Below are 22,176 nucleotides of genomic sequence, written 5' to 3' on the forward strand. Positions count from 1 at the left end.
CGGCGTCATACGGCTTCTCAACGCTCCGCGAGCGATCCGATCTCGGGGGCGTCCGGGCCGAAGTGGCGGAAGAGTGCGCGGCGTCGGGAACGGGTGCCGGTCCATTCCAGATAGCGCGGACCGGCCGGTGTTCGTGCGATGACCTGGTAGACAACAGTGTTGCGGACCCACGCGAGACCGAACGCCCACGGCACCGCGGGGCGGAGACCGAGGTCGCGCATGCCGCGCACGCCGAGAAAGCCCTGCAGCATGCTCAGCAGGCGGGCGCGGGTGTAGCGCGCGGCGAGGCGGGGGAACAACCGGTAGTGCAAGCGGCTCTGGGCGTCGACGATCGCTGTCGTGAGGGCCGCGCCGGCGTCGGTCACGTCGTGCTGCGCCAGTAAGACCGCATAACTCAGCTGATGCTGGTCGCGTTCGGAGTCGAAGAGCCAGTCGTCGTCGACGCCGATCAGCCAACCGACGTACTTCCAGAGGTGCATGAGGGCGCGGGAGTCGTCACGACTCACCGGGACGCCGAGGGCGCGGACCCCCATCATCAGTGCGCCGCTGAAGAGGTTCAGCGTCGCGGCGAGGTCGGACTGGTTGATCGGCAGACCCCACTGGTCGATGTCCCAGCGGCCGTTGTGCTCGTACCGCTCGTTGACCAGGGCGTGCATGAGGCGCACATGGACGGTGAGTCGCCAGCCGTCGCCGTCGCGTGCCATCCCGCCCGGTTCGCCGACCGCGATGGCCCAGGTCTGCGTCTCGCCGAGTCGTCGGATGACCGTGTTCCCGGTGAGGCCGCCGGTCGCGACCAGCAGGTCGGCGGGACCGCCGAAGCGGTAGCCGCCGATCAGGGAGAGCTGGAGCAGGACGTCGTTGGCGTTCTGGCCGAACCGCCGATAGACGGCGGCGCCGCGGTCGCAGAGAGCGGGATCGACCCAGTCCGGTGTCTTCTCGACGAGTGCGAAGAAGTCGCGCAGGGCGTCGGGCGCATCGGAGGGCATGTCGCCGGCGAGGGCCCGCTCGAACTGGCGCATCGTGACCCGGCCGTCGGCGTCCCGCGGGAGGCGCATGGCCCGAACCAGCGCCGCGGCGGGTTCGTCCCGTGTGCGCAGCCGACGCCCGAGCTCCGCGAGCTCGGCGTCGCCGGGTTCACGGAGGTGGTTGTAGACCTTGAGCAGTCTGCCGATGCGCCGGCCGCGGGACTCGGCGGCTCGATGGCGTCGCGGGAAAGGGAGGCTCGCCGGCTCGGCGGTCGGGTCGGACGGCGCATCGACGGTCATGAGACGAATCTAGCGAATCATCTCACCCCGTTCAATGGTGGCCGGTAGGGGCGCACGGTCGGAGTGCACAGTCGACGGGCAAGGCCGCACGGTCGACGATGTCTCGGTTCTCAGCCGACCCAGGACAGATGGTCGCGGAGCAGTCCGTAGCCGATGAAGGCGACCACATCGATGACCGCGTGGGCGATCACGGGGGGCCAGATGCGGCCGGTGACCTGGAAGAAGCGCCCGTAGACCACGCCCATGACCAGATTCCCGAGTCCGCCGCCGAAGCCCTGGTACAGGTGATAGCCGCCGCGGAGGATCGCGCTGGCGGCGAGCGACGCGTTGTCGGACACGCCGAGTTGTCGCAACCGGGTGATGAAGTACGCGACCACCACGATCTCCTCGGCGGCGGCGTTGCCGATCGCGATGAGCACCAGAACCGGCCACTCCCACCAGGTGTCGGCCTGGCTGGGCACCAGGCTCGCATTGAGGCCCAGGGCCCGGGCCACGGCGACGAGTCCCAGGCCGGGCAGACCGATGACGGCGGCGAGAACCAGTCCCGAGGGGATGTCGCGGCGCGGGGTCCACCGACCCAGGCCGACGCGCGACAGTCCGATCCCGCTGCGCCACAGCAGATATATCCCCAAGGCGGCGATGGCGAACAGTCGGAGGCCGCCCATGATCTGCCGGACGGCGTCGATGAGACCGAGGTCGGAGCGGCTGGGATTGAGTGCGACCGTGGTCTCGCCGATACCGCCGGCGAGCTGCGCCTCGAGCAGTGCGAGTGCCGCGGACAGCGCCGAGAACGCGAATGTGAGGACACCGACGATGACCAGTTCGACGATGATGCCGCGTCGTTCGGTCCGGTCGGTGACGACCGGGATGCCGTGGGGCGACGGTGTGAGGTACTCGCGCAAGGCCATGCCGGTCAGCCTAGGACCCCGCGATCCGTGGTGCGGATGCGTGATCCGCGGGCGGCGTTGCTACGGAAGCCGGGTCAGTCGGGCATCGAGTTCAGGAACGGGCAGCCCGCGAGATTCCGCAGCGCGCGGGACAGTTCGAACACGTCGGAGACCGGCCGCGCGAACGGGAGGCGGACGTCGGAGTCGCTGTCGAGTCCCTCGATGCGGAACCGGATGCCGAAGCGATCGAGGCCGAGCGGCCGCACCCGTCCGGTGCGCAGCTCGACGGGAAGCTTGCGGACCAGTTGTCCGACGATGTCGGCGTGGTCGCTGTCGAGATGTTCGAGCCAGCTGCCCTCGTGCTCCCAGAAGGGGTCGGGGTCGGCGTCGGCGAGCTCGGTGGCCGACACCGACGCCGCGCCGTCCGAGGACGCGATGACCGCGGTGTCGACCTGCAGGCGCATCATCGACGCGCCGTGTCCGATGTCGAGGAGACCGTCGTCGGGGTGTTCGCCCGCGATCTCGATGGCCAGGTCGCGTTCCAGGTTGCGCGGGACCTCGTGCAACGTGCCGTTCAGCCAGATCACCGAACGCACGCGTTCACGCAAGTCGATGGGTGCCCAGTCGGTGACCTCGAGCATGGCGGGCACGCCCTCGGCGCCGTCGACGGTCCGCATCGCGTCGCCGTCGGTGGGGACGAGGACGAAGGCCTGGGACTCGAAGAGGTGCACGACGTCGATCGGGGTGGCGTCCGCACCCTCGACGGCCAGGATGGCGGAACCGCCGCGACGACAAGCCGTCTGGATCATCTCGGCATCCGTGGGGCGGTCGGTCGTCGTTCTCGTCATGACAGTCTCTCCGGTCGGCGTCGCGGGGCGCGGGTCGTATGAAAGGTAACCCTAACCTAAATACCGGGAGCGTACGCGTCAATGGTTTCGACACCCCTGCGTAGAGCCTGGGACACATGCGCGAAAGGGTCTCGGCAGGCCTGTTCCACTAGGCTCGTGTGGTGCCTGTGATCGCCTACTTCGGCCCGCCCGGAACCTTCACCGAGATGGCGCTCGACGCGGTCCTCGCCGAACAGCAGTCCGCGGCCGGCCTCGACCTGTCGGGCGGGGTCGACCGGGTCGCCGCGTCGAGCCCGGCCGCCACCATCGCCATGATCCGCACCGGAGATGCCGACTACGGCTGTGTGCCGATCGAGAGTTCGCTGGAGGGTTCGGTGCCGGCGACGATGGACGCGCTGGTACCGCCCATGGCCGACGGCGCCGACGGTCGGGTGCAGGCCTTCGCCGAGACGGTGCTCGACATCTCGTTCGCGATCGCCGCAACCGCGCCGATGGCCGCGGCCGATGTCCGCACGATCGCCGCCTACCCGGTTGCCTCCGCGCAGGTGCGTCAGTCGATCGGCGAGCTCTTCCGCAACGCCGAGTTCGTGATCGCGAGCTCCAATGCCGCTGCCGCGCAGGACGTCGCAGCCGGGAAAGCGGACGCCGCGGTCACCACGGGGCTCGCGGCGCGCCTGTCCGGACTCGTGGTGCTCGCCGACGGCGTCGCCGACGCGCGGGAGGCGACCACGCGGTTCCTCCTGCTCGGCCGGCCCGGGGTTCCGCTGCCCCGCACCGGCGCCGACAGGACCTCGGTCATCCTCGAGCTGTCGAACGAACCGGGCAGCCTGATGGCGGCGATGAACGAATTCGCTTCGCGTGGAATCGACCTCACACGGATCGAGTCGCGCCCACAGCGTGACGAGGCCCAGGGCCGCAGCATCACCGGCCGGTACCGGTTCTTCCTGGACGCGGTCGGACACATCGACGATGCGGCCGTCGCCGAAGCCCTTGCCGCCCTTCACCGCCGATGCGAGCGGGTGGTGTTCCTCGGCTCGTGGCCCGCGGTGCGCACCACCGGCTCCGCGCCGCCGGACCACACCGAGTCGCTTGCATGGGTCGACTCGATGCGTCGGGGAGGAAGTGATGGCGCGGCTGCATCTGGTCCGTCACGGTGAGACCACCTCGAACGTCATGCGTCGCCTCGACACCGCTCTGCCCGGTGCCGCACTCACCGATTTCGGTGCGCGACAGGGTGTTCGGTTCGGTCTCGAGAACGTGCCGGAACAGCACGCGGTGCTGCTCAGTTCACGCGCGCTCCGCGCCCGGCAGACCGCCGAGCTGATCGGGTCGGTGTGGGATGTGGAGACCGCGGCGATCGACGGCGTGCACGAGGTCCAGGCCGGCGAGCTCGAGGACCGCTCCGACCGCGAATCGCATGAGGTCTTCCAGGACATCATGCACCGCTGGCACGCCGGCGACCTCGACGCACGCATCCCCGGTGGCGAATCCCTCGCGATGGTCTACGACCGGTACCTGCCGACGGTCGAGGACCTCGCCGACATGTACCTCACCGGACCGGACCAGCGCGATGTGTTCCTGGTGAGTCACGGTGCGGCCATCCGCCTGATCGCCGCCCGGCTCGCCGGGATCGACTCCCGGTTCGCCGCGGCGACCCACCTCGGCAACACCGGTTCCATCGAACTCGAGTACTCCGACGGCATCTGGGTGTGCACGCGATGGGGCGCCACGACGGCCCCGTTCGAGATCGCCGACGAGCCGCTCGTCGACGAACCGATGGGCTGACGGCGTCCCTCCGTTCCCTGAGCCTGAATCTTTCACGGGTGGGTAGGGTTTCGCCGATCGGTTGTCGGTGTCGCCTTTTGATGGTTGGTGCTGGTGTGTGGGCAGGGTGGATCGCCAGCGTTGGGTTCGCTGGTTGTTCGGGTTCTGAGGTGGGGTGGGCGGCGGTGACGGGGCGCGGTGACCGAGGGGCTGGTTAGGCGGTGAGGCGTTGCCAGCCGTGGCGTATGTGGTGGTTGTAGGGCCAGTCGGTGGGTAGTCGCAGGGTGGTGGTGCGGGCGTGGGTGATGATCTTGCCGCCGACGGTGAACAGGCGGTGGCGCAAGCGTTTGGGTTCCCAGCGGCGGATGGGGTCGTGGCGGTGGTAGCCGAGGGTTTGAGTCCAGGCAATGAGGTCGGAGGCCAGGGCGACGATATCGAGCCACAGTTGGTTTTTGGCGAATGAGTCGAACGGTAGGTTGGCCATGCCGGTGTCTTTGAGGCAGCGGATACGGTCTTCGGCGCGGGCACGTTGACGGTGACGCAGTTCCAGGATCGGCAGTGTCCAGCCGCGGCCGCGGGTGTTGGTGGCGAACACGGTGTAGCGGCGGCCCTCGATGTCGGTGATGAGGTGTTGGGCTCCGTTGTGGGGATATTCGCGGCGCGCGATCAGCCGCATCCCGGGTGGCCAGGGCTCGTAGGCGGTTTCGGTGTCACGGACCGAGCGCGGCATGTGGTCGGTGATCTCGGCGACCTGGGCATCAGCTCGTGGATCGGCGTCGTCGGTGTTGATCGCGGTCACCCAGGCGGCCTCAGGCAGCACGTCCAATGCGTCTTTGACCAGTTCGGAGATGGTGAACCCGACCGAGTACTGCAGGCGTTGCTCGGCCAGGTGGGCCAGGAACTTTTTGGCACACCCGGCCGAATCGGTACGTATGAGCACCTGGGCGCGTTCAGCGGCGGGCAGCTGGGCCAACGCCGCCTCGAGGGCCGCGATGTGCATGTCCGCACCTTTGGGTGAGGCACCTCCACGCCGCAGGTCCAGGTTCAGTGTTTCCCCGGTGCCGAAGGCGCCGTGGTCGACGAACGAACACATCGGGGAATGCCCGAACACCCGCTTATACGTTTTCTGGGCCTGTTCTTTGGCCGAGCCGGCGGTCACGGTCGTGGCATCGAGATCAACGATCACCAGCCCGCCATCGATGCTGCCCGCAGTGCCCTCCAACGGGCGGGCAATGCCCCACACCCGCTCCCGCGCCGCGGCGCGAGCCGCGCTGATCGCGGTACTGACCGCCTCGACATCGGTAGCCAGCCTGCTGATCACCCGCGAAATCGTCGGATCAGAGGCCACCTGCCCGTACAACTGTGGCTGAGCCCGGACTGTGGCCACATCGGCCACACAGTCACCACCGGTCGCCAAGGTGAGCGCCAGATCCAGCACGATCTTGGCCGGATCATGGACCGTCGCCGCGGTCCGCCACGGCGCCATCGCCGCGGTCAGCTCGGCTCCCAGGCCCGAGACCTGCACGGTTTTCGTCAGCAACACCCCGCCCGAGGTCGTCAGCACCGACTCAGTGCGCGTAGGGTCCACCATCAACTCGGGATACACGTTATTCTTCACCTGCGAGGTGCCTTTCTTCTTGTGACTATTTGTTTGTGGTGAATCAATAATCACAAGGCAGACAGGCACTTTCGCGTATCACACGCCGAACACCAGCAACATCAGTGAAATATCCAGGCTGAGGAGCGAGCTTGCGAGCGTCACCCCGTTCCCTGAGGAGCGAGCTTGCGAGCGTCACGAAGGGTTACTTGATGATGGCGTCGACCGTCTTCTTCAGCGCCGACGGTTGCGACGGGCGTCGGGGAGCCTTCTCCCGGCGACGCAGCATCTCCTCACCGATCTCCCGGAGTTCCTTGCGGCTCAGCGCCTCTCGGACCTTCGGGAACCACTCGTCCTCTTCCTCCTCGATGTGGTGCTCCACGTTCTCGATCAGGACGGTGGTCTTGGCGTCGAACCGCTCGTTGTCCGGCGAGAGAGCGGCCAACTCGACGACCAGTACGTCGGCGACGTGGTGCTCCTCGTAGGACTCGAGGATGTCGTCCTCGAGATCGGGGACCCGCTTGCGGATCTCGGGGTACATCACCTCGTTCTCGATGTAGGTGTGCACGGTGAGGGCCTCGATGATCTTGTCGACGATCTTGCCCTTGGTCTTCACGGCGTTGTCGCCCTGCGACCTGAAGTCGCGGAACAGTTTGCGGATCTCCTTGTGGTCGTCCCGGAGGATGACGATGGCGTCTGAGGACATGGACGTACTCCTGAGATAGAGGGCTGCTCGATCTGCTACCCCTCGTACCGCGTTCCGCCGCAGGTCAAACATCGAGTCGGCGGCATCGGGGCGCCGGCCACGCCACTAGCCCCAGCCGTTGGCGTGCAGCCACTCGTCGTCGATGCCGAAGTGGTGTGCGATCTCGTGGACGACGGTGACCGCCACCTCGTGGACGACCTCCTCCCGCGAGTGGCACATCGCGAGGATGGGGTCGCGGTAGATGGTGATGGTGTCGGGCAGGAATCCGCCGTAGTCGGTGGTCCGCATCGTGAGTGCCACACCGTGATACAGCCCGAGGATGCCGGGTTCTTCCGGGTTGTGCGGTTCGACGAGGATCACGACGTTGTTCATCGCGTCGGTCAGTTCGCCGGGGATGGTGTCCAGCGCGTCGGACACCAGCCCGTCGAACTCGTCGTCGGACATGTACACGGCCATCGGGTCAGCCCGCCGGGGCCGGTGCTTCGGCGGGATTGGGCGCGATGCCCGGCGGGAGCGGCACCGGTGTCGGCAGGGCCCGGCCCGGGGGCGCCTCCGGGGGCGCGACCGGCGCACGCCCGTTGATCAGCAGCGCACCGCCCTTGGCGTCGCCCACCAGGGTCGCGAAGCCGCCGCGCTTGTCGGGTAGCCCGAGGTAGCACACCACCTTGCGGCTTCCGGCGAGCCAACTCGGCTCGCTGAGCACCGACCACTGGACGTTGAGCGTGGTCGCGTCGAGCTGCTTGCGCCCGCCCACGAACCGTTCGGCCTGGACCGGGCATATCGAGCCGAGGTAGCTGTTCTGGGCGCCGGTCGGCGGCCACGGCTTGTTCGACATCCGGTCGCCGAAGCGGACCGACAGATCGACGATCCCGGTCGTCTGGAAGGCATGCGGCTCAGCACAACTCACCGCGAAACCGGTCGGGGCGCGCGTTTCGGGATCGATGCCGACGCAGGTGCCCTCGGGCCAGACGTACGACTGGTTCTGGTCGGCGACCCGGCCGGAGAACTGGACCGGAGCTCCGTCGGCGCCGTTCTCCTGGACCCCGCACCGCAGCTGACGCGCGCCCTTGTCCCACTGCACCCGGGAGGGGTACATCATCCCGACGGCGAAGCGTCCCTGCGGGTCGAGGCGCCCGGCGAGATACTGGTCCACCATCACCGGGCACTGTTCGTCGCGGATCGTCGCGAACCGCTCGGCGCCGGGCCACAGCGCGTCTTCGCCGAACTCCGCGCCGGGGATCAATGCGGTGTCGATGGCTCCCGCGACCTCGAAGCGGTGTTCCTGCTCGCACGGCACATCGACCGGCTGGCCGGGGTTGCCGGCCGGCCAGTCCAGACAGTCGCCCGCGACCGACTTCGTGAAGGCGTTCTCGACCAACCGCTCACCCTCGCCGATGTTGCTGCCGCCGACGCTGCCGCTGTCGTCGAAGACCCCCGCAGCGAAGGCGATCCCGCCGGCCACGAGTGCGCCGACGACGATCGCGCCCAGGACCACGAAGACCGGGTTGCGGGCGAAAGCGCCTGGTCGGCGGGGTCCGCCGGCCGGTGCGTCGGCGTCGGCGGGGTGGCTGCGGTCGGGGTCGGGCGCGTTCATCGGGATCCATCATGCCTAACGGATCGGACGGGGCACACCCTCGTGCGCCGATGGCCGGACCGGGCCGATGCACCGCATGACCGCGCCGGTCGGGTTCGGAGACCGGTTCCTCACTCCCCGTCGGGTGCCAGGTGCCGGGCGGTGAGTCCGGTGAGCTCGCTGCGAAAGCCCTCGTACCCCTCGCGGAGCCGATCCCCGGGCCAGGCGTCGGGGAGGAGTTCCGCGGGCAGGAGCGGGTCGCGGAGGATGTGCCGCACGATGGCGGCGGCGACCTCGAATCGATCGGCGACCGTCGCCGCGGCGGCGAGTGCGTCGAGCAATTCGTCCGCGGTCGCGGCCCAGGTCGACGGCGTGAACAGTCGTGCGGCCAGCTCGGTCGACGCCTCCTCGGGAGCCGCCCGGAAGAGGCTCAGACGGCGGCGCAGTTCGGGTGGGAGCTCGATGTCGAGGTTGGCCGGGCGGGCCCAGACACCCTCCCGGATCTCGCCGAGCCGGGCCTTCCGCAGCGTGTCGCGCAGCAGGGCTCGTTCGGTCGAGCTCTCCGAACCGATCGTCACGATCGCGAGATCCCAGCTGCCGTCCCAATCCCGTCGTGTCGGGTGGAGTGCCCGGTCCTGGCGCTGCTGTCGTTCGACCAGGCGGGGCGAGAGTCGGCATCTGCCGTCGGTGCGTTCCAGGTCTCCCGCCGCGACCAGACGCGTCAGCGCCACCCGCACGGTCGATTCCCGGAGCCCGAGCTCGGTGGCCGTGGCCAGGAGCCCGTTGATCGACGCATCGGGGGAGTCAAGGCCGAGGAGGGCGCTGAGGATGACCGATCGCGCCGTGAGCTTGGGAATGTCCACGCGTCCGGGCACGGCGTCGATGCTATCGGGCGGGATCGGCTCGGCGGAGACGACGGGTATTACAAAACCCTGGCGCACAGCAGAATCATGTAATACCGTGGGTCACGACCTCCACCAGGAAGCGGGTTCCGCCATGTCCACCCACGTCGTCACCAATCAGGTCCCCGAACTCGTCGACTTCGACGCCGCGGACATTCCGGCCATCTCCGAGGCGGTTCACCGGGCGGGCGCCGACCACATGCTCGAGGACCTGCACCGTATCGGCCGTCTCGCCGGTGGTGCGGAAGCGCTCGGATGGGGCGACCTCGCCGAGTCCCACCCGCCGGAACTGCGGACCCACGACCGCTACGGCAACCGGGTGGACGAGGTCACCTACGACCCCGCCTATCACCACCTCATGCGGACGGGCATCGGTTTCGGTCTCGGTGGTACCGCATGGTCGGACCCGAGCCCGACGGCGCACTTCGAGCGTGCGGTGAAGTCGAGCGTGTGGGGTTCGGTGGACGCCGGGCACGGCTGCCCGTTGTCGATGACCTACGGGGTGGTGCCGGCACTGCGGGCCAACCCCGAACTCACCGGGCTGTACGAGCCGCTGCTCGTCTCGACGACCTATGATCCCGGTCTCCGGGCGCCGCTGTCGAAAGCGGGGCTGACCGCCGGAATGTCGATGACCGAGAAGCAGGGCGGCTCCGACGTTCGCGCGAACACCACGACCGCCGTCGTCCAACCGGACGGGACGTACCGCATCACCGGCCACAAATGGTTCACCTCCGCACCCATGAGCGATGTGTTCCTGGTGCTGGCGCAGGCGCCGGGAGGTCTGTCGTGCTTCTTCGTGCCGCGGGTGCTGCCCGACGGCTCCCGCAACACCTTTATGCTGCAGCGGCTGAAGGCCAAGCTGGGCAACCACTCCAACGCGAGCAGCGAAGTCGAGTACGACGACACGGTCGGGTGGCTCGTCGGTGACGAGGGCCGCGGGGTGGCGACGATCATCGAGATGGTGAACATGACCCGCCTGGACTGCACCCTCGGCTCGGCGACCGGCATGCGGGTCGGCGTCGCCCAGGCCGCCCATCACGCCACCCACCGCCGGGCCTTCGGCGCCGCGCTCGTCGACCAACCGCTGATGCGCAACGTGCTGGCCGATCTCGCGGTCGAGTCGGAAGGAGCCACGATGACGGCACTGTGGCTCGCGGAACTGACCGACAAGGCGACCGCAGGCGACACTCGGGCGGATGCGCTGCGGCGGATCTCGCTCGCGGTCAGCAAGTACTACGTGTGCAAACGCGCCCCGATCCATGCCGCCGAAGCGCTGGAGTGCCTGGGCGGCAACGGATATGTGGAGGAGTCACGGATGCCGCGGCTCTTCCGGGAGTCGCCGCTCATGTCGATCTGGGAGGGGTCGGGGAATGTGGCTGCGCTCGATGTGTTGCGGGCGATGGCCAAACAGCCCGACACGGTGACCGTGTTCCTCGACGAGATCGACAGTGCGGCAGGGGCGGACCGGCACCTCGACGCCGCGGCCGACGAACTCCGACGCGAGCTGGGCGACCTCGACGCGATGCAATACCGGGCCCGGCGGGTCGTCGGCCGCATGGCCCAGCTCCTCCAGGCCTCCCTGCTGGTGCGGTACGGGCATCCGGCGGTCGCCGACGCGTTCGCCGCGAGTCGGCTCGGCAACGACCGGGGCGACGTGTTCGGCACGCTGCCGTCGGGGATCGACACGGCGTCGATCATCGAACGGGTGACGCCGAAGACCGTGCAGGACAACGCCCGTGGATGAGCCGTCCGGCTCGCGGCCGGCGGCGTGGCGCGACGACCTGCGCGGCGGTCCGGACTCGTTGTTCGCCGGCCGCGCCGGACGTGAGCCGGATGTCGACTACCGCACGCTCACCTACGAGGTCACCGGCCGGATCGCCCGTATCACCTTCAACCGGCCGGATCAGGGCAACGCGATCACCGTCGACACCCCCGTCGAACTGTCGCACGCGGTGGAGCGCGCCGACCTCGACCCCGGTGTCCACGTGATCGTCGTATCCGGGCGGGGCAAGGGTTTCTGCGGCGGATACGACCTGTCGATCTTCGCCGAGAACGGCGGCGAACCGTCCGAGGCCGTCGATCCCCGGACCGGCACCGTCCGCGATCCCGTTGTGCAGGCACGTAATCACGACCCGGGCCGCACATGGGATCCCATGATCGACTACGCGATGATGAGCAGGTTCAACCGCGGTTTCGCCAGCCTGCTCCACGCGAACAAGCCGACGGTCGCCAAGCTGCACGGGTTCGCCGTCGCCGGCGGCACGGACATCGCCCTCTACGCCGACCAGATCATCTGCGCCGACGACACCAAGATCGGCTATCCGCCGACCCGGGTGTGGGGCATCCCCGCCGCGGGGATGTGGGCTCATCGGCTCGGCGATCAGCGCGCCAAACGGCTGCTGTTCACCGGCGATTGCCTGTCGGGAAAACAGGCGCACGAGTGGGGGCTGGCCGTCGAGGCGCCCCCGGCCGACGAGCTCGACGACCGGACGGAGGCATTGCTCGAGCGGATCGCCCGCATGCCGATCAATCAGCTCGTGATGGCCAAACTGGCGCTCAACAGTGCGCTCCTGGCTCAGGGGGTCGCGAATTCGGGGATGATCAGCACGGTCTTCGACGGCATCTCCCGCCACACCCGCGAGGGCTACGCCTTCCAGCAGCGGGCCGCAACCGCCGGGTTCCGGGACGCCGTCCGCGAACGCGATGAGATCAACGGCGACTGGAAGCGTGCCCAATTCCGCTCGCCGACAGAGTGATCGACGCCGCACTGGCGTGAGCGAAGTGCGCCCCGCTCTGCTCCCTGAGCTGAGGAGCGTCCGGAGCTTGCGGAGGGCGCGGCCCCCACCGCCCCCTGAGTCTGAGGAGCGTCCGGGGCTTGTGGAGGGCGCGTCACGAAGGGTCCGGCGTCCGAGGCGGTGCCCCCCGGTGCACCCCTCCGGCGTCTGTGACTGGTGGGGTTTCTGTTCACCACAGTCCACCACGGTTCACCGCTGGGGTGCGAGTGACAGCGACTGTAGTGCAACAGGATTCGATGACTATGAGGCCTGTGGAGAATTCTCGTCGTCGAACGTGATTGCGAGTAGCTTGGTGTCATGCCCTCGATCACCGAACTCCGCGACACCCTCATCTCACTGCCGTCACCACCCGACGACGGCAGTGGCTGTGCTCTGCACGAGCGGCTCGACGAGCTGCGGATGTTGCGCAACGTGCTCGATCATCAGATCGCCGTGCACGTAGCGCTTTTTGACGCATTAGGTGCCGCTGGGCGGGCGGGGTCGACCACACGGAACGCGTTGATCGAGATGGGCATGCCGCCCTCGGCCGCGCACCGCTATGTACGGATCGCCGGCGGGCTGGAGTCGGTGCCGAAGGTCGGAGACTGTGCCGCCGAGGGTTATCTGTCCGCCGAGTGCGTCGACGCAGTGATCCGCGGGCTAGCGCTCATCGACAAGCGTTCTGCCACAACGCTGTCCGACGGCGATCGCAGCGGATATGAGAGCGAGTTGCTTGCGCAGGCATTCTCCGGCGCCACCCCCGCCCAGATCGACGACCACGCCCGCGGGATCGCCCAGCGGGTCGCCGACACCGACCCCAGCACCGTGCCGGCGGCCGATGACGCATCGCTGAACACCGTGCACACCAGGATCACCGAAGACGGGCGGGTCGCGATCGCCGGAGATGTGACCGCGGTGATCGGAGAGAAGTTCGTGTCCATGATCGACGAACGGTCCTGTCCGCGTCCCGAACCCGACGGCGCTGCCGATCGTCGAGGTGCGGCCGAGCGACGCGCCGATGCGCTGGAGTTGCTGTTGGATCAAGCCGCGATCGGCGCGGCGATGACCACCGCCGGCGCACCCCGCACCCAAGTGATGGTGACCATCCCCGCCGACGGCGCTGATCCGGCACGGCTGCCGTGGATGGGGGCGGTCTCGGAGTCGACGACAAGACGGCTGTCGTGTGATGGTGGGGTGGCCGAGATCGTCCTTGACGACGAAGGGGTGCCGCTACAAATGGGCACCACGAAACGCCTGTTCCCGCATCACCTGCGGCAGGCGATCGTCGTGCGCGATCGGTGTTGTGTGAAATGCGGGGCGCCAGCAGCGCATTCGCAGGTTCACCATCTGGTTCATTGGGTCGATGGTGGTCCGACCGATCTGGACAACGGGTGCCTGTTGTGTCAACGCTGTCACACCCAGGTTCATCATCACGGCTGGCAGGTGGTGATGGGTCCCGACCGGCACCCGTGGTTGATCCCACCCGCCGATATCGACCCACGGCGCCTACCCCGACCCGCCTACAATCGGCGCACCATGCGACTCGACGACGCTCTCGTATAGCTGCCGGCCCCGCGCAGACCAGACCCTCCGGCGTCGACCCCGGCGCCACAAGACCTTTGACAACTCCACAGTGTGAAACGGAATCACCAGGGATCTCGTAGCGAAGGCACGACCCGATCCGTGCGCTTGCGCTACGAGACCCCCGGTGAGATCAGGGTGCGTCGGGCACAAGGTCCGCGTCGCCGGGGGCGGAGAGGGTGAGTACCGCCTCCGTGATTCGCGGGTCGCGCTCCAGCTCGTTCTCGAGTTGCCGGAGAGCGGTGGCCACCGAGGACTCGGCGTCGTCACCCGTGAAATCGACGGCGGCGACGAGGAACAGCTGAACGGGCCCGGTGTACTCGACGTGCAGGTAGGTGACGCGCTCGATGTTGTTGTGCGCGAGCAGGTCCCGGAGGACGCGCTGCTGGACGGCGTCGTCGACCGCCTGCCCGAGCAGGAATCGCCTGTTCTGGTTGATCAGGACGATGGCGACGACTCCGAGGAGCACGCCCACCAGGATCGACCCGATCGCGTCGTAGGTGGCCGACCCGGTGATCTGGTGCAGGAGCACTCCGACGAAGGCGATGGCCAGACCGATGAGCGCGGCCGCGTCCTCGGCGAAGACGGCACGCAGAGTCGGGTCGGAGGTGCGGAAGACCTGTCGCAGCAGACCGATCCGACGCTTGACCGCGCCGCGCTTCGCCTGTTGATACGACCGCACGAACGAAATGCCCTCGAGTACCGCGGCGATCGCCAGGACCGCATAGGCGATGCCGTAATCCGTCGCCGGCTCCGGTGACAGCAGTTCGGTGATGCCGTGCTGCACCGACACCGCGGCTCCGACCGCGAACAACCCGAAGGCCGCGAACATCGACCAGATGTATGCCTCGCGTCCGTAGCCCTGTGGATGACGGGCATCCCGGGGCCGATGCGCACGTCGCTCCGCGATCAGCAGCAGGATCTCGTTCCCGGTGTCGGCCCACGAGTGGGCCGCTTCGGCGACGAGCGACGCGGAGCCGGTGATCATCGCGGCGCCGGTCTTGGCGACGGCGATCAAGAGGTTCGACACGAACGCGATGACGACCGTCAGGAAACTCTCGCCGGGTCCGCCGGATTCGTGCTGCGCGTCGGGAGGAGTCACTGCGCCGAGTCTCCCACACGATGCGGTGCCCGCGGCCTCACCCAGATCGAGGGAGTGTCGGCCGCGCCTACACTCGCGGGAGTGGCAGCCAATTCCGACGATCCACTCGAGGCCGGGCCCGGCATCGACGCCCCGGGCCCTGAGGTCGTCGAACTGGCCACCCGACTCTTCGACATGGCGCGGTCCGGTGCCACCGACACGCTCGCCGGTTACCTCGACGCCGGCGTCCCGGCCGATCTGCGCAACCAGTCCGGTGACTCGCTCCTCATGCTCGCGGCCTACCACGGCCACGCGTCGACGGTGTCGGCCCTCCTCGACCGCGGCGCCGACACCGACCTCGCCAACGACAAAGGGCAGACGCCGTTGGCGGGCGCGGTGTTCAAGGGTTTCGACGACGTGGTGCGGGCGCTCGTCGACGCCGGGGCGGACCCGCACGTGGGAACTCCGGCCGCGGATGCCGCGGCAGCGATGTTCGGCCGTGAGGACCTGCGTCGTCTGTGGAGCTGAGACCTCCCCGGGGACCCGACGGCGTGATCGGGTTCGCATCGCGCTCTCAAGTAGGGTTTGAAGTCGTGATCGACCTGAAGACTGTTCGCGACAACCCCGACCTCGTCCGCACCTCACAGCGCTCCCGCGGTGAGGACCCGGGCCTGGTGGACGCGCTGCTCGCCGCCGACGCCGAGCGCCGGGCGGCCATCGTCGAGGCGGACGCGTTGCGATCCGAGCAGAAAGCTCTCGGCAAGCAGGTCGGCAAGGCTCAGGGCGACGACAAGCAGGCGCTGCTGGCCAAGGGCAAAGAGCTCGCCGAGCAGGTCAAAGCTGCGGTGGCGCGCCAGTCCGAGGCCGATGCGGCCGCGGCGAAGGCCCATCGGGCCATCTCCAACATCGTCGCCGATGGGGCGCCCGCCGGCGGTGAGGACGACTACGTGGTCCTCGAGCACGTCGGCGAGCCCCGCGACATCGAGAACCCGAAGGACCACCTCGAACTCGGTGAGTCGCTCGGACTGCTCGACATGGAGCGCGGCGCCAAGGTGTCGGGGTCGAGGTTCTACTTCCTTACCGGCCAGGGTGCGCAACTCCAGCTCGCACTGCTGAACATGGCCGCGGCGAAGGCCACCGCGAACGGGTTCACCCTGATGATCCCGCCGGTGCTCGTCCGGCCGGAGGTCATGGAGGGAACCGGGTTCCTCGGCGCCCATGCCGACGAGGTCTATCACCTCGACAAGGACGACGACCTGTACCTGGTCGGCACGTCGGAGGTGCCGCTCGCGGGGTACCACATGGACGAGATCCTCGACCTGTCCGACGGTCCCAAGCGGTACGCCGGCTGGTCGACCTGTTTCCGACGCGAGGCCGGCAGCTACGGCAAGGACACCCGCGGCATCATCCGCGTCCACCAGTTCGACAAGGTCGAGGGCTTCGTCTACTGCCGGCCCGAGGACGCCGAGGCCGAGCACCAGCGCCTGCTGGGCTGGGAGAAGGACATGCTCGCCGCCATCGACGTGCCGTACCGCGTGATCGATGTCGCCGGCGGCGACCTCGGCTCGTCTGCCTCGCGGAAGTACGACTGCGAGGCCTGGGTGCCGACGCAGGGCACCTATCGCGAGCTGACCTCGACGTCGACTGCACCACGTTCCAGGCACGACGCCTCTCGATCCGCTACCGCGACGAGAACGGCAAACCGCAGACTGCCGCGACGCTCAACGGAACGCTGGCGACCACCCGCTGGCTGGTCGCGATCCTCGAGAACCACCAGCAACCCGACGGTTCGGTCCGGCTGCCCGCCGAGCTCGCCAAGTTCGTGGGCACCGACGTGCTCACGCCGCGTTGAGCTGAGCTCCTGTCATGACCGCCGGCATCGTGATCGCGGTGATCGGTTCGCTGGCGTTCGCCGCGGCAGCGGTGCTGCAGGCGCTGGGCGCCGAGCAGGTTGCGCAGCGAGCGGCGATCCGTGAGGAGCGCCGTCGGTCGGCCGCCGCGCATCCGTCGTTGCGCTCCACGGCGGCCACCATGCTCACGGTGCCGTTCCTCGTCGGATTCGTCTTCGACATCATCGGTTTCGTCGCGACCATCGCGTCGGCACGGCTGATCCCGCTCTTCTTGTCGCAGACGATCATCTCCGCGCGGCTCGTGGCCACCGCGTTGCTGGCGATGGTGGTCCTGAAAGTTAGTCTGACGCTGCGGGATTGGATCTCCGGGGCGGTGATCGTGCTGTCGTTGGTGCTGCTCGCGCTCTCGGCGGGCCGCGAAGGTGTGGAGCACGATGCGTGGATGCACTGGGGGCGGTACTCGTTGCCGGACCGGCGCTGATCGCGCTGGGCGTGATCGTGATGCGCCGCTTGCGTAAGCACATCGCGGCGGTGACCGGGCTCATCGCCGGGGCCGTCTTCGGTGTGATGGCGGTGGCCTCTCGCATCCTGGACGGTCTCGACCCACTCGATCTGTCGGTGTTGTTCACCGACCCCGCGCTGTATGCGTTGCTGCTCAGCGGGATCGGCGGTTTCTACCTGTTCACGGTGGCGCTGCAGACCGGCTCGGTCAACGGTGCGGCCGCCGCCTTGGTCGTCGGGCAGACGGTCCTGCCCGGGGCGGTCGGCATCGCGTTCCTCGGCGACGTCACACGTGCCGGATGGGGTCCGGTCGCGATCGTGGCCTTCCTCGGCGCAGTTCTCGGCGGCGTCGTACTGGCGTCGTCGGGTGCCGTCACCGCGGTCGAGACGGCCGACGCGACGAATGCGCCTCGCGGGTACGGCCATCCGCCGCGCGAGGTCGAACGGCGATAGGCCGCAAGGCCCACCGTTCGCGTTGCGATTCGAGCCGCCTTCCGGGACGAATCGCATTGAGATTCTATTGGATTCCTCACACGATCGCGGCCAGCAGCCGATCCAGCGCGCGGTGGGCGCGTTCGCGTGCGGTGTCGTCGTCGGGATGCCGGGCGAGCCAGAGGGCGGCTTCGTTCATCGCACCCGACAACAGCATCGTCATCACGTCGACCAACTCGCCGTCGACGCCGACCGCCACGAGGGCCTCGCGCAGATGGGTCGCCGACCCGGCCTCGTCGAGTCGGCGCCACTCGTCCCAGCCGACCACCGCAGGTCCGTCGATCAGCAGGATGCGCACGGCCGCTCCGCTGGTGATCGCGTCCACGAACGCGTGCGACCCGGCACTCAACTGACCGGCCGGGTCGGTGCCGGCGGCTTCGGCCGCCGCGACGACCGCATCGGCGACCTGCTGATGGCAGGCCGCGGCGACCGCCGCGAACAGCGCGCCTTTGTTGCGGAAGTGGTGATAGACGGCGCCGCGGGTGACGCCCGCGGCTTCGGCGACGTCGTCGAGGGACACCTCGGAGAATCCACGATCGGCGAACTGGCGGGTGGCGGCGGCTAGGACGGCACGGGCCGTCTCGGCTGCGGCCGCGGCGGAGGCTCTCGGCACGGAAGGTTCCTTTACGTACGCTGCGTATGTATAGTCGGCTATACAAACACATCGTACGTAAAGGAGCTCCGACATGAACGTCACCAGCGTCTACCCGGTCCTCATGTCCACCGACGTGGCCGCGGCCGCAGACTTCTACCAGCGGGTTCTCGGCTTCGAGGTCACCTTCTCTGCGGACTGGTACGTCAGCATGCGCACGGGCGTGTTCGAGCTGGCGCTCGTGGACGCGACTCATCCGACGATCCCCGAGGGCCACCGCCGACCGGCCGCCGGACTGCTGGTCAACATCGAGGTCGACGACGTCGACGTGCTCTACCGGCGTCTCACGGACGAACACGGACTCCGTCCGGTGCTCGAGTTGCGCGACGAGGACTTCGGTCAGCGGCATTTCATCGTCGAAGGTCCCGACGGCGTACTCCTCGACTGCGTCCAGCCGATCCCCGCGATCGGCGAGTTCGCCGACGCCTACGTCGCCGACGCGTCGACGAACTGATCGCGATCGTCATCGTCCCGCACGACCGCTCGACGGTGGTTACTGTTCGACCATGCTGATCGGGATCCTCGCGGCGGTGTTCGCGGCGCTGGCGTACGGCACCGCGTCGGTGTTGCAGGCGCGTGGCGCGCAGAGTGTCGAGGACACCGGCGCGCCGGGTGAGGCGCCGTCGCTGCGGTCGACGATCACCGCGATGCTGACGGTGTCGTTCCTCGCGGGCACGGCGCTCGACGGCATCGGATTCCTCGGCAACATGGTCGCCGCCCGCATGATCCCGCTGTTCCTGGCACAACCGATCGTCAGTGCGAACCTCGTCGTGACCGTCGTGCTCGCCACGCTGTTCCTGCACGCGCGGTTGTCGGTCCGCGACTGGACGGCGATCGCGGTCGTCGTCGTATCGCTGGTCCTGCTGGGCTTCTCGGCCGGCGACGAGGGTCACGAGCACGAATGGTGGCTGCACTGGGCGGTGCTCGTCGTGGGAGCAGCGATCCTGGGACTCGGCGCCGCGATCCTGCCACGGATGCAGAGTCGTGTCGCGGTACTGGCGGGCCTCTCCGCCGGCGTGCTGTTCGGGGTCCTCGCGGTCGCGGTGCGCATCCTCGACGGCCTCGACCCGTTCGATCTCGGTGAACTGCTCACCGACCCGGCGCTCTACGCGATCATCCTGTGTGGCCCGGGTGGCTTCTACATGTTCACCGTCGCCCTGCAGAAGGGGTCGGTCAGCGCGGCGTCGGCCGCTCTGGTCGTCGGCGAGACGGTCGTCCCCGGTGTCATCGGCATCCTGGTGCTCGGCGACACCACGCGTGCCGGTTGGGGCGCCGTCGCCGTGATCGCCTTCGTCGCTGCCGTGGCCGGCGCGGTGGTGGTGGCGATGTCGCCGGTGGTCGAGGCGGTCGAGCGGGCCGGCGAGAACCCGGTGCCGGACGCCACCCCTGGCTGACGCCCCGGGTGTGACCTTCGGTGTGACATCCGGGCGCGGTCTCGTGCCGAGTCGGAACCGAACGACACAGCAGACGCCGCATATCGGGCAGGATGACGATCCATGCGGCTTCTCTCCCGCGGCCTCGGAACGCTGACCGCGATCCTCGGGCTGACGACGACCCTGTCCCTCCTCGCGCCCACGGTGTCGGCGGCGCCCGTTCCGGTACCAGCGGCAGCGCCGGCGCAGTTGCCGTCGCAGGACCCGTTCTACGATCCGCCCGCAGGCTACGAATCGCGGTCACCAGGCGCAGCGCTGCGGACGCGTCAGATCGAGTTGGGTTGGCGCGGAACCAGTATCCCGATCTCGGCCACCCAGATCCTCTACCGGACGACGAACCAGTTCGGCAGGCCGACGGCGACGGTCACCACGGTCATCTCGCCGCCGGGCGCTGCCGCCGGGACGCCGCGCCGCGTCGTCTCCTACCACTCGTTCTACGACGCCCTCGGCTCGCAGTGCGACCCGTCGTACACGCTGCGCGGCGGTAATGCCGCGGAGGCGCCGATCGACATCACGCTCATCTCCGGGCTCCTCGCCGCCGGTTACACCGTCGCCGCCCCCGACTACGAGGGCCGCGGGCTGCGCTGGACGATGGCGCGCGAATCGGGGTACGCCGCGCTGGACGGCGTGCGGGCCGCACTCGGTCACCTGCGGGCGCCGGCCCGGACGCCGGTCGGACTGTTCGGCTACTCCGGCGGATCGATCCCCACCGGCTTCGGTGCGGAGCTGGCGCCGCGCTACGCGCCGGAGCTGAACATCGTCGGGGCCGCCGCGGGTGGTGTGCTGGTGAACCCGGCGAACAATCTGGGGTACGTCAACGGCAGTCAGAACTGGGCCGGCGTGATCCCGGCGCTGATGGCGGTGTACGCCGAGACCTATGGCATCGACATGCAGTCCTACCTGTCCCCGAAGGGCAAGCGGGTCCTCGGACAGGTCGCGGGGGAGTGCATCGAGGCGTTCGCCGACAAGTACCCGGGTCTGACCGATCACCAGCTCCTCGTGTCGACGGTCGGCGGCCTGCTGGACGTTCCCGGTGTCCGACAGGCGATCTCGCAGAATGTGATGGGGACGCTCGGCACTCCGCGCAGCCCCATGATGCTCGGGGTCGGCAATGTCGACGGCACCGGCGACGGTGTGATGATCGCCGCCGATGTCGCGCGCCTCGCCGGCTCGTTCTGCAATCGCGGGGTGCCGACGACGTTCACCGAGTACCGCGGCTCGAACCACACCCGGGCGTTCATCCCGTGGAGCGCCGAAGCGCTCGGGTTCCTCGACCGTCGATTCTCCGTGCAGCCGGCCGGCGGGTGCGGCCGGTGACAGCGACCGTCACAGCATCACGACGGCGTGCGGACAACCCGTGAGCAGGTGGGCGACCCGCGCCGAGCGTGACGGGGATGCCGACGCGATCCGCGACGTGGTGCTCGCAGCGTTCCCGACCCCCGACGAGGCGCGGATCGTCGATGAGCTGCGGGCCGACAGCGACGCCTGGATCGACGGGCTCTCCATCGTCACGACCGACGCCGACGGCACGATCGTCGGGTACGCGTTGTATTCGCGGTGCCGCGTCGACGCGGCACCGGCGCTCACGCTCGGACCCTGCGCCGTGTTGCCGTCGTGTCAACGGTCCGGGGCGGGCTCCGCGGCCATCGTCGCGGGTCTCGACGTTGCCCGCGCGCACCGCGAGAACTTGGTGGTGGTGCTCGGCCATGCCGAGTACTACCCGAGATTCGGTTTCGTCCCGGCGTCCCGATTCGGAATCCGCGCACCGTTCGACGTCCCGGACGAGGCGATGATGGCGCTGGTGCTCGACGATGCGCGCCCGGTGCCGAGCGGGACGATCGCCTATCCGGCTGCGTTCGGGGTCTGAGAACGGACTTCGCGCCCCGGGAGACCCGGGGCGCGAAGGGTGGCCGACCTCGTCCTGCCGAGGGGAGGCGGTTCAGTCGGCGTCGGCGGACGGGCTGGCGTTGGTGCCCCCGTCCGAGACCTCGAAGTTCTTCCACTCGCCGTCGTCGTGCACCTGCATGACGGTGCCGAGGCTGTCGTCCGGTGCGGCGACGGTCTTGAACCAGTCGTATGCGCCGGTGGCGTCGTCGAACTCCTTCTCCTCGACGACGTTCTCGCTCGAATCGATGACGCGGTACTTGGCCATGATGTTCTCCTCACGGTCGTTGTGTGCGACTCGCGGTCCGACGTCCTGTCCGGCCGTGAGCCCTGTTCCTCATCGTAGAAATCTGTCCGCGCCCGGGACCCCTTGCCGAGGTCGTCGA

The 22,176-nt window shown here is 68.6% G+C and carries 21 protein-coding genes and 2 pseudogenes; 12 read left to right on the top strand and 11 right to left on the bottom strand.

What is annotated here, in order from left to right:
• Positions 1 to 17 precede the first annotated feature (17 nt).
• The 3 genes from MVF96_RS01370 to MVF96_RS01380 all read right to left on the bottom strand — a co-directional run bounded on the left by MVF96_RS01370 (position 18) and on the right by MVF96_RS01380 (position 3,000).
• Positions 18 to 1,265, bottom strand: a complete 1,248-nt coding sequence (locus MVF96_RS01370; protein ID WP_247450895.1) for an oxygenase MpaB family protein — start codon at positions 1,263 to 1,265, stop codon at positions 18 to 20.
• Between the two features lie 110 nt (positions 1,266 to 1,375).
• Positions 1,376 to 2,173, bottom strand: a complete 798-nt coding sequence (locus MVF96_RS01375) for a CPBP family intramembrane glutamic endopeptidase (RefSeq protein WP_247450897.1) — start codon at positions 2,171 to 2,173, stop codon at positions 1,376 to 1,378.
• Positions 2,174 to 2,247: 74 nt separating this feature from the next.
• On the bottom strand, positions 2,248 to 3,000 hold the full coding sequence (locus MVF96_RS01380) for a DUF2470 domain-containing protein (RefSeq protein ID WP_247450898.1): 753 nt from the start codon (positions 2,998 to 3,000) through the stop codon (positions 2,248 to 2,250).
• A gap of 158 nt (positions 3,001 to 3,158) precedes the next feature.
• Between MVF96_RS01380 and pheA the strand changes: the two genes are divergently transcribed.
• Both pheA and MVF96_RS01390 read left to right on the top strand, forming a co-directional pair.
• Positions 3,159 to 4,157: a prephenate dehydratase gene (gene pheA, locus MVF96_RS01385; protein ID WP_247450900.1), complete on the top strand. Its 999-nt coding sequence runs from the start codon at positions 3,159 to 3,161 to the stop codon at positions 4,155 to 4,157.
• Positions 4,126 to 4,785, top strand: a complete 660-nt coding sequence (locus MVF96_RS01390; protein ID WP_058253726.1) for a histidine phosphatase family protein — start codon at positions 4,126 to 4,128, stop codon at positions 4,783 to 4,785. The genes pheA and MVF96_RS01390 overlap by 32 nt, the downstream gene beginning before the upstream one ends.
• 193 nt (positions 4,786 to 4,978) lie before the next feature.
• On the opposite strand, the gene MVF96_RS01395 is transcribed toward MVF96_RS01390, so the two are convergent.
• From MVF96_RS01395 to MVF96_RS01415, 5 genes are all read right to left on the bottom strand, one after another.
• Positions 4,979 to 6,355, bottom strand: coding sequence for an IS1380 family transposase (locus MVF96_RS01395; protein ID WP_275892326.1), 1,377 nt, complete (start codon positions 6,353 to 6,355; stop codon positions 4,979 to 4,981).
• A 211-nt stretch (positions 6,356 to 6,566) separates the two neighbouring features.
• Entirely contained in the window at positions 6,567 to 7,067 is a 501-nt protein-coding gene (locus tag MVF96_RS01400) for a hemerythrin domain-containing protein (RefSeq protein ID WP_058250908.1), read from the bottom strand.
• Positions 7,068 to 7,172: 105 nt separating this feature from the next.
• The gene (locus tag MVF96_RS01405) at positions 7,173 to 7,523 is read right to left on the bottom strand and encodes a metallopeptidase family protein (protein ID WP_058250909.1); all 351 of its coding nucleotides are present in this window, start codon (positions 7,521 to 7,523) and stop codon (positions 7,173 to 7,175) included.
• A gap of 4 nt (positions 7,524 to 7,527) precedes the next feature.
• The gene (locus MVF96_RS01410) at positions 7,528 to 8,661 is read right to left on the bottom strand and encodes a septum formation family protein (protein WP_247450902.1); all 1,134 of its coding nucleotides are present in this window, start codon (positions 8,659 to 8,661) and stop codon (positions 7,528 to 7,530) included.
• 110 nt (positions 8,662 to 8,771) lie between these two features.
• Positions 8,772 to 9,515: a PaaX family transcriptional regulator C-terminal domain-containing protein gene (locus tag MVF96_RS01415; protein ID WP_247450903.1), complete on the bottom strand. Its 744-nt coding sequence runs from the start codon at positions 9,513 to 9,515 to the stop codon at positions 8,772 to 8,774.
• 121 nt (positions 9,516 to 9,636) lie between these two features.
• Here MVF96_RS01415 and MVF96_RS01420 point away from each other — a divergent pair, with 121 nt between their 5' ends.
• The 3 genes from MVF96_RS01420 (at position 9,637) to MVF96_RS01430 (ending at position 13,879) form a co-directional block, all read left to right on the top strand.
• On the top strand, positions 9,637 to 11,286 hold the full coding sequence (locus MVF96_RS01420) for an acyl-CoA dehydrogenase family protein (protein ID WP_247450904.1): 1,650 nt from the start codon (positions 9,637 to 9,639) through the stop codon (positions 11,284 to 11,286).
• Positions 11,279 to 12,298 carry a crotonase/enoyl-CoA hydratase family protein gene (locus MVF96_RS01425; RefSeq protein WP_247450906.1) on the top strand — a complete coding sequence of 340 codons (1,020 nt, stop codon included), beginning with the start codon at positions 11,279 to 11,281 and terminating at the stop codon, positions 12,296 to 12,298. The genes MVF96_RS01420 and MVF96_RS01425 overlap by 8 nt, the downstream gene beginning before the upstream one ends.
• Before the next feature lie 336 nt (positions 12,299 to 12,634).
• A complete protein-coding gene (locus tag MVF96_RS01430; RefSeq protein ID WP_247450907.1) occupies positions 12,635 to 13,879 on the top strand; it encodes an HNH endonuclease in 1,245 nt (414 codons plus the stop codon).
• A gap of 151 nt (positions 13,880 to 14,030) precedes the next feature.
• Here MVF96_RS01430 and MVF96_RS01435 read toward each other — a convergent pair whose 3' ends face one another.
• Positions 14,031 to 14,999, bottom strand: coding sequence for a cation diffusion facilitator family transporter (locus MVF96_RS01435; protein ID WP_058250913.1), 969 nt, complete (start codon positions 14,997 to 14,999; stop codon positions 14,031 to 14,033).
• Between the two features lie 81 nt (positions 15,000 to 15,080).
• On the opposite strand from MVF96_RS01435, the gene MVF96_RS01440 reads away from it, so the two are divergent.
• From MVF96_RS01440 to MVF96_RS01450, 3 genes and pseudogenes are all read left to right on the top strand, one after another.
• A complete protein-coding gene (locus tag MVF96_RS01440; protein ID WP_247450908.1) occupies positions 15,081 to 15,506 on the top strand; it encodes an ankyrin repeat domain-containing protein in 426 nt (141 codons plus the stop codon).
• Positions 15,507 to 15,571: 65 nt separating this feature from the next.
• Positions 15,572 to 16,830, top strand: a pseudogene (gene serS / locus MVF96_RS01445) (serine--tRNA ligase).
• Positions 16,831 to 16,844: 14 nt separating this feature from the next.
• Positions 16,845 to 17,782, top strand: a pseudogene (locus tag MVF96_RS01450) (EamA/RhaT family transporter).
• Positions 17,783 to 17,858: 76 nt separating this feature from the next.
• Here MVF96_RS01450 and MVF96_RS01455 read toward each other — a convergent pair.
• Positions 17,859 to 18,434, bottom strand: a complete 576-nt coding sequence (locus tag MVF96_RS01455) for a helix-turn-helix domain-containing protein (protein ID WP_078111886.1) — start codon at positions 18,432 to 18,434, stop codon at positions 17,859 to 17,861.
• Between the two features lie 73 nt (positions 18,435 to 18,507).
• On the opposite strand from MVF96_RS01455, the gene MVF96_RS01460 reads away from it, so the two are divergent.
• The 4 genes from MVF96_RS01460 to MVF96_RS01475 all read left to right on the top strand — a co-directional run bounded on the left by MVF96_RS01460 (position 18,508) and on the right by MVF96_RS01475 (position 21,773).
• Positions 18,508 to 18,927 carry a VOC family protein gene (locus tag MVF96_RS01460; RefSeq protein ID WP_078111885.1) on the top strand — a complete coding sequence of 140 codons (420 nt, stop codon included), beginning with the start codon at positions 18,508 to 18,510 and terminating at the stop codon, positions 18,925 to 18,927.
• Between the two features lie 52 nt (positions 18,928 to 18,979).
• Positions 18,980 to 19,867: a DMT family transporter gene (locus MVF96_RS01465; RefSeq protein WP_058250918.1), complete on the top strand. Its 888-nt coding sequence runs from the start codon at positions 18,980 to 18,982 to the stop codon at positions 19,865 to 19,867.
• 102 nt (positions 19,868 to 19,969) lie between these two features.
• Positions 19,970 to 21,223 carry a lipase family protein gene (locus tag MVF96_RS01470; RefSeq protein ID WP_247450909.1) on the top strand — a complete coding sequence of 418 codons (1,254 nt, stop codon included), beginning with the start codon at positions 19,970 to 19,972 and terminating at the stop codon, positions 21,221 to 21,223.
• Between the two features lie 40 nt (positions 21,224 to 21,263).
• Positions 21,264 to 21,773, top strand: a complete 510-nt coding sequence (locus MVF96_RS01475; protein ID WP_165629215.1) for a GNAT family N-acetyltransferase — start codon at positions 21,264 to 21,266, stop codon at positions 21,771 to 21,773.
• Positions 21,774 to 21,845: 72 nt separating this feature from the next.
• Here MVF96_RS01475 and MVF96_RS01480 read toward each other — a convergent pair whose 3' ends face one another.
• Positions 21,846 to 22,058, bottom strand: a complete 213-nt coding sequence (locus MVF96_RS01480; protein WP_058250921.1) for a hypothetical protein — start codon at positions 22,056 to 22,058, stop codon at positions 21,846 to 21,848.
• Positions 22,059 to 22,176 lie beyond the last annotated feature (118 nt).

Origin of the sequence: Gordonia hongkongensis (assembly GCF_023078355.1) — a bacterium.
In the GTDB taxonomy this organism is placed as follows: domain Bacteria; phylum Actinomycetota; class Actinomycetes; order Mycobacteriales; family Mycobacteriaceae; genus Gordonia; species Gordonia hongkongensis.

Coding starts and splice junctions, on each gene's coding strand:
- MVF96_RS01400 (WP_058250908.1), bottom strand. CDS start 7,067: ATGTCCTCAGACGCCATCGTCATCCTCCGGGACGACCACAAGGAGATC.
- MVF96_RS01405 (WP_058250909.1), bottom strand. CDS start 7,523: ATGGCCGTGTACATGTCCGACGACGAGTTCGACGGGCTGGTGTCCGAC.
- MVF96_RS01465 (WP_058250918.1), top strand. CDS start 18,980: ATGCTGATCGGGATCCTCGCGGCGGTGTTCGCGGCGCTGGCGTACGGC.
- MVF96_RS01410 (WP_247450902.1), bottom strand. CDS start 8,661: ATGAACGCGCCCGACCCCGACCGCAGCCACCCCGCCGACGCCGACGCA.
- MVF96_RS01390 (WP_058253726.1), top strand. CDS start 4,126: ATGGCGCGGCTGCATCTGGTCCGTCACGGTGAGACCACCTCGAACGTC.
- MVF96_RS01380 (WP_247450898.1), bottom strand. CDS start 3,000: ATGACGAGAACGACGACCGACCGCCCCACGGATGCCGAGATGATCCAG.
- MVF96_RS01370 (WP_247450895.1), bottom strand. CDS start 1,265: ATGACCGTCGATGCGCCGTCCGACCCGACCGCCGAGCCGGCGAGCCTC.
- MVF96_RS01430 (WP_247450907.1), top strand. CDS start 12,635: ATGCCCTCGATCACCGAACTCCGCGACACCCTCATCTCACTGCCGTCA.
- MVF96_RS01470 (WP_247450909.1), top strand. CDS start 19,970: ATGCGGCTTCTCTCCCGCGGCCTCGGAACGCTGACCGCGATCCTCGGG.
- MVF96_RS01480 (WP_058250921.1), bottom strand. CDS start 22,058: ATGGCCAAGTACCGCGTCATCGATTCGAGCGAGAACGTCGTCGAGGAG.
- MVF96_RS01395 (WP_275892326.1), bottom strand. CDS start 6,355: ATGGTGGACCCTACGCGCACTGAGTCGGTGCTGACGACCTCGGGCGGG.
- MVF96_RS01420 (WP_247450904.1), top strand. CDS start 9,637: ATGTCCACCCACGTCGTCACCAATCAGGTCCCCGAACTCGTCGACTTC.
- MVF96_RS01460 (WP_078111885.1), top strand. CDS start 18,508: ATGAACGTCACCAGCGTCTACCCGGTCCTCATGTCCACCGACGTGGCC.
- MVF96_RS01375 (WP_247450897.1), bottom strand. CDS start 2,173: ATGGCCTTGCGCGAGTACCTCACACCGTCGCCCCACGGCATCCCGGTC.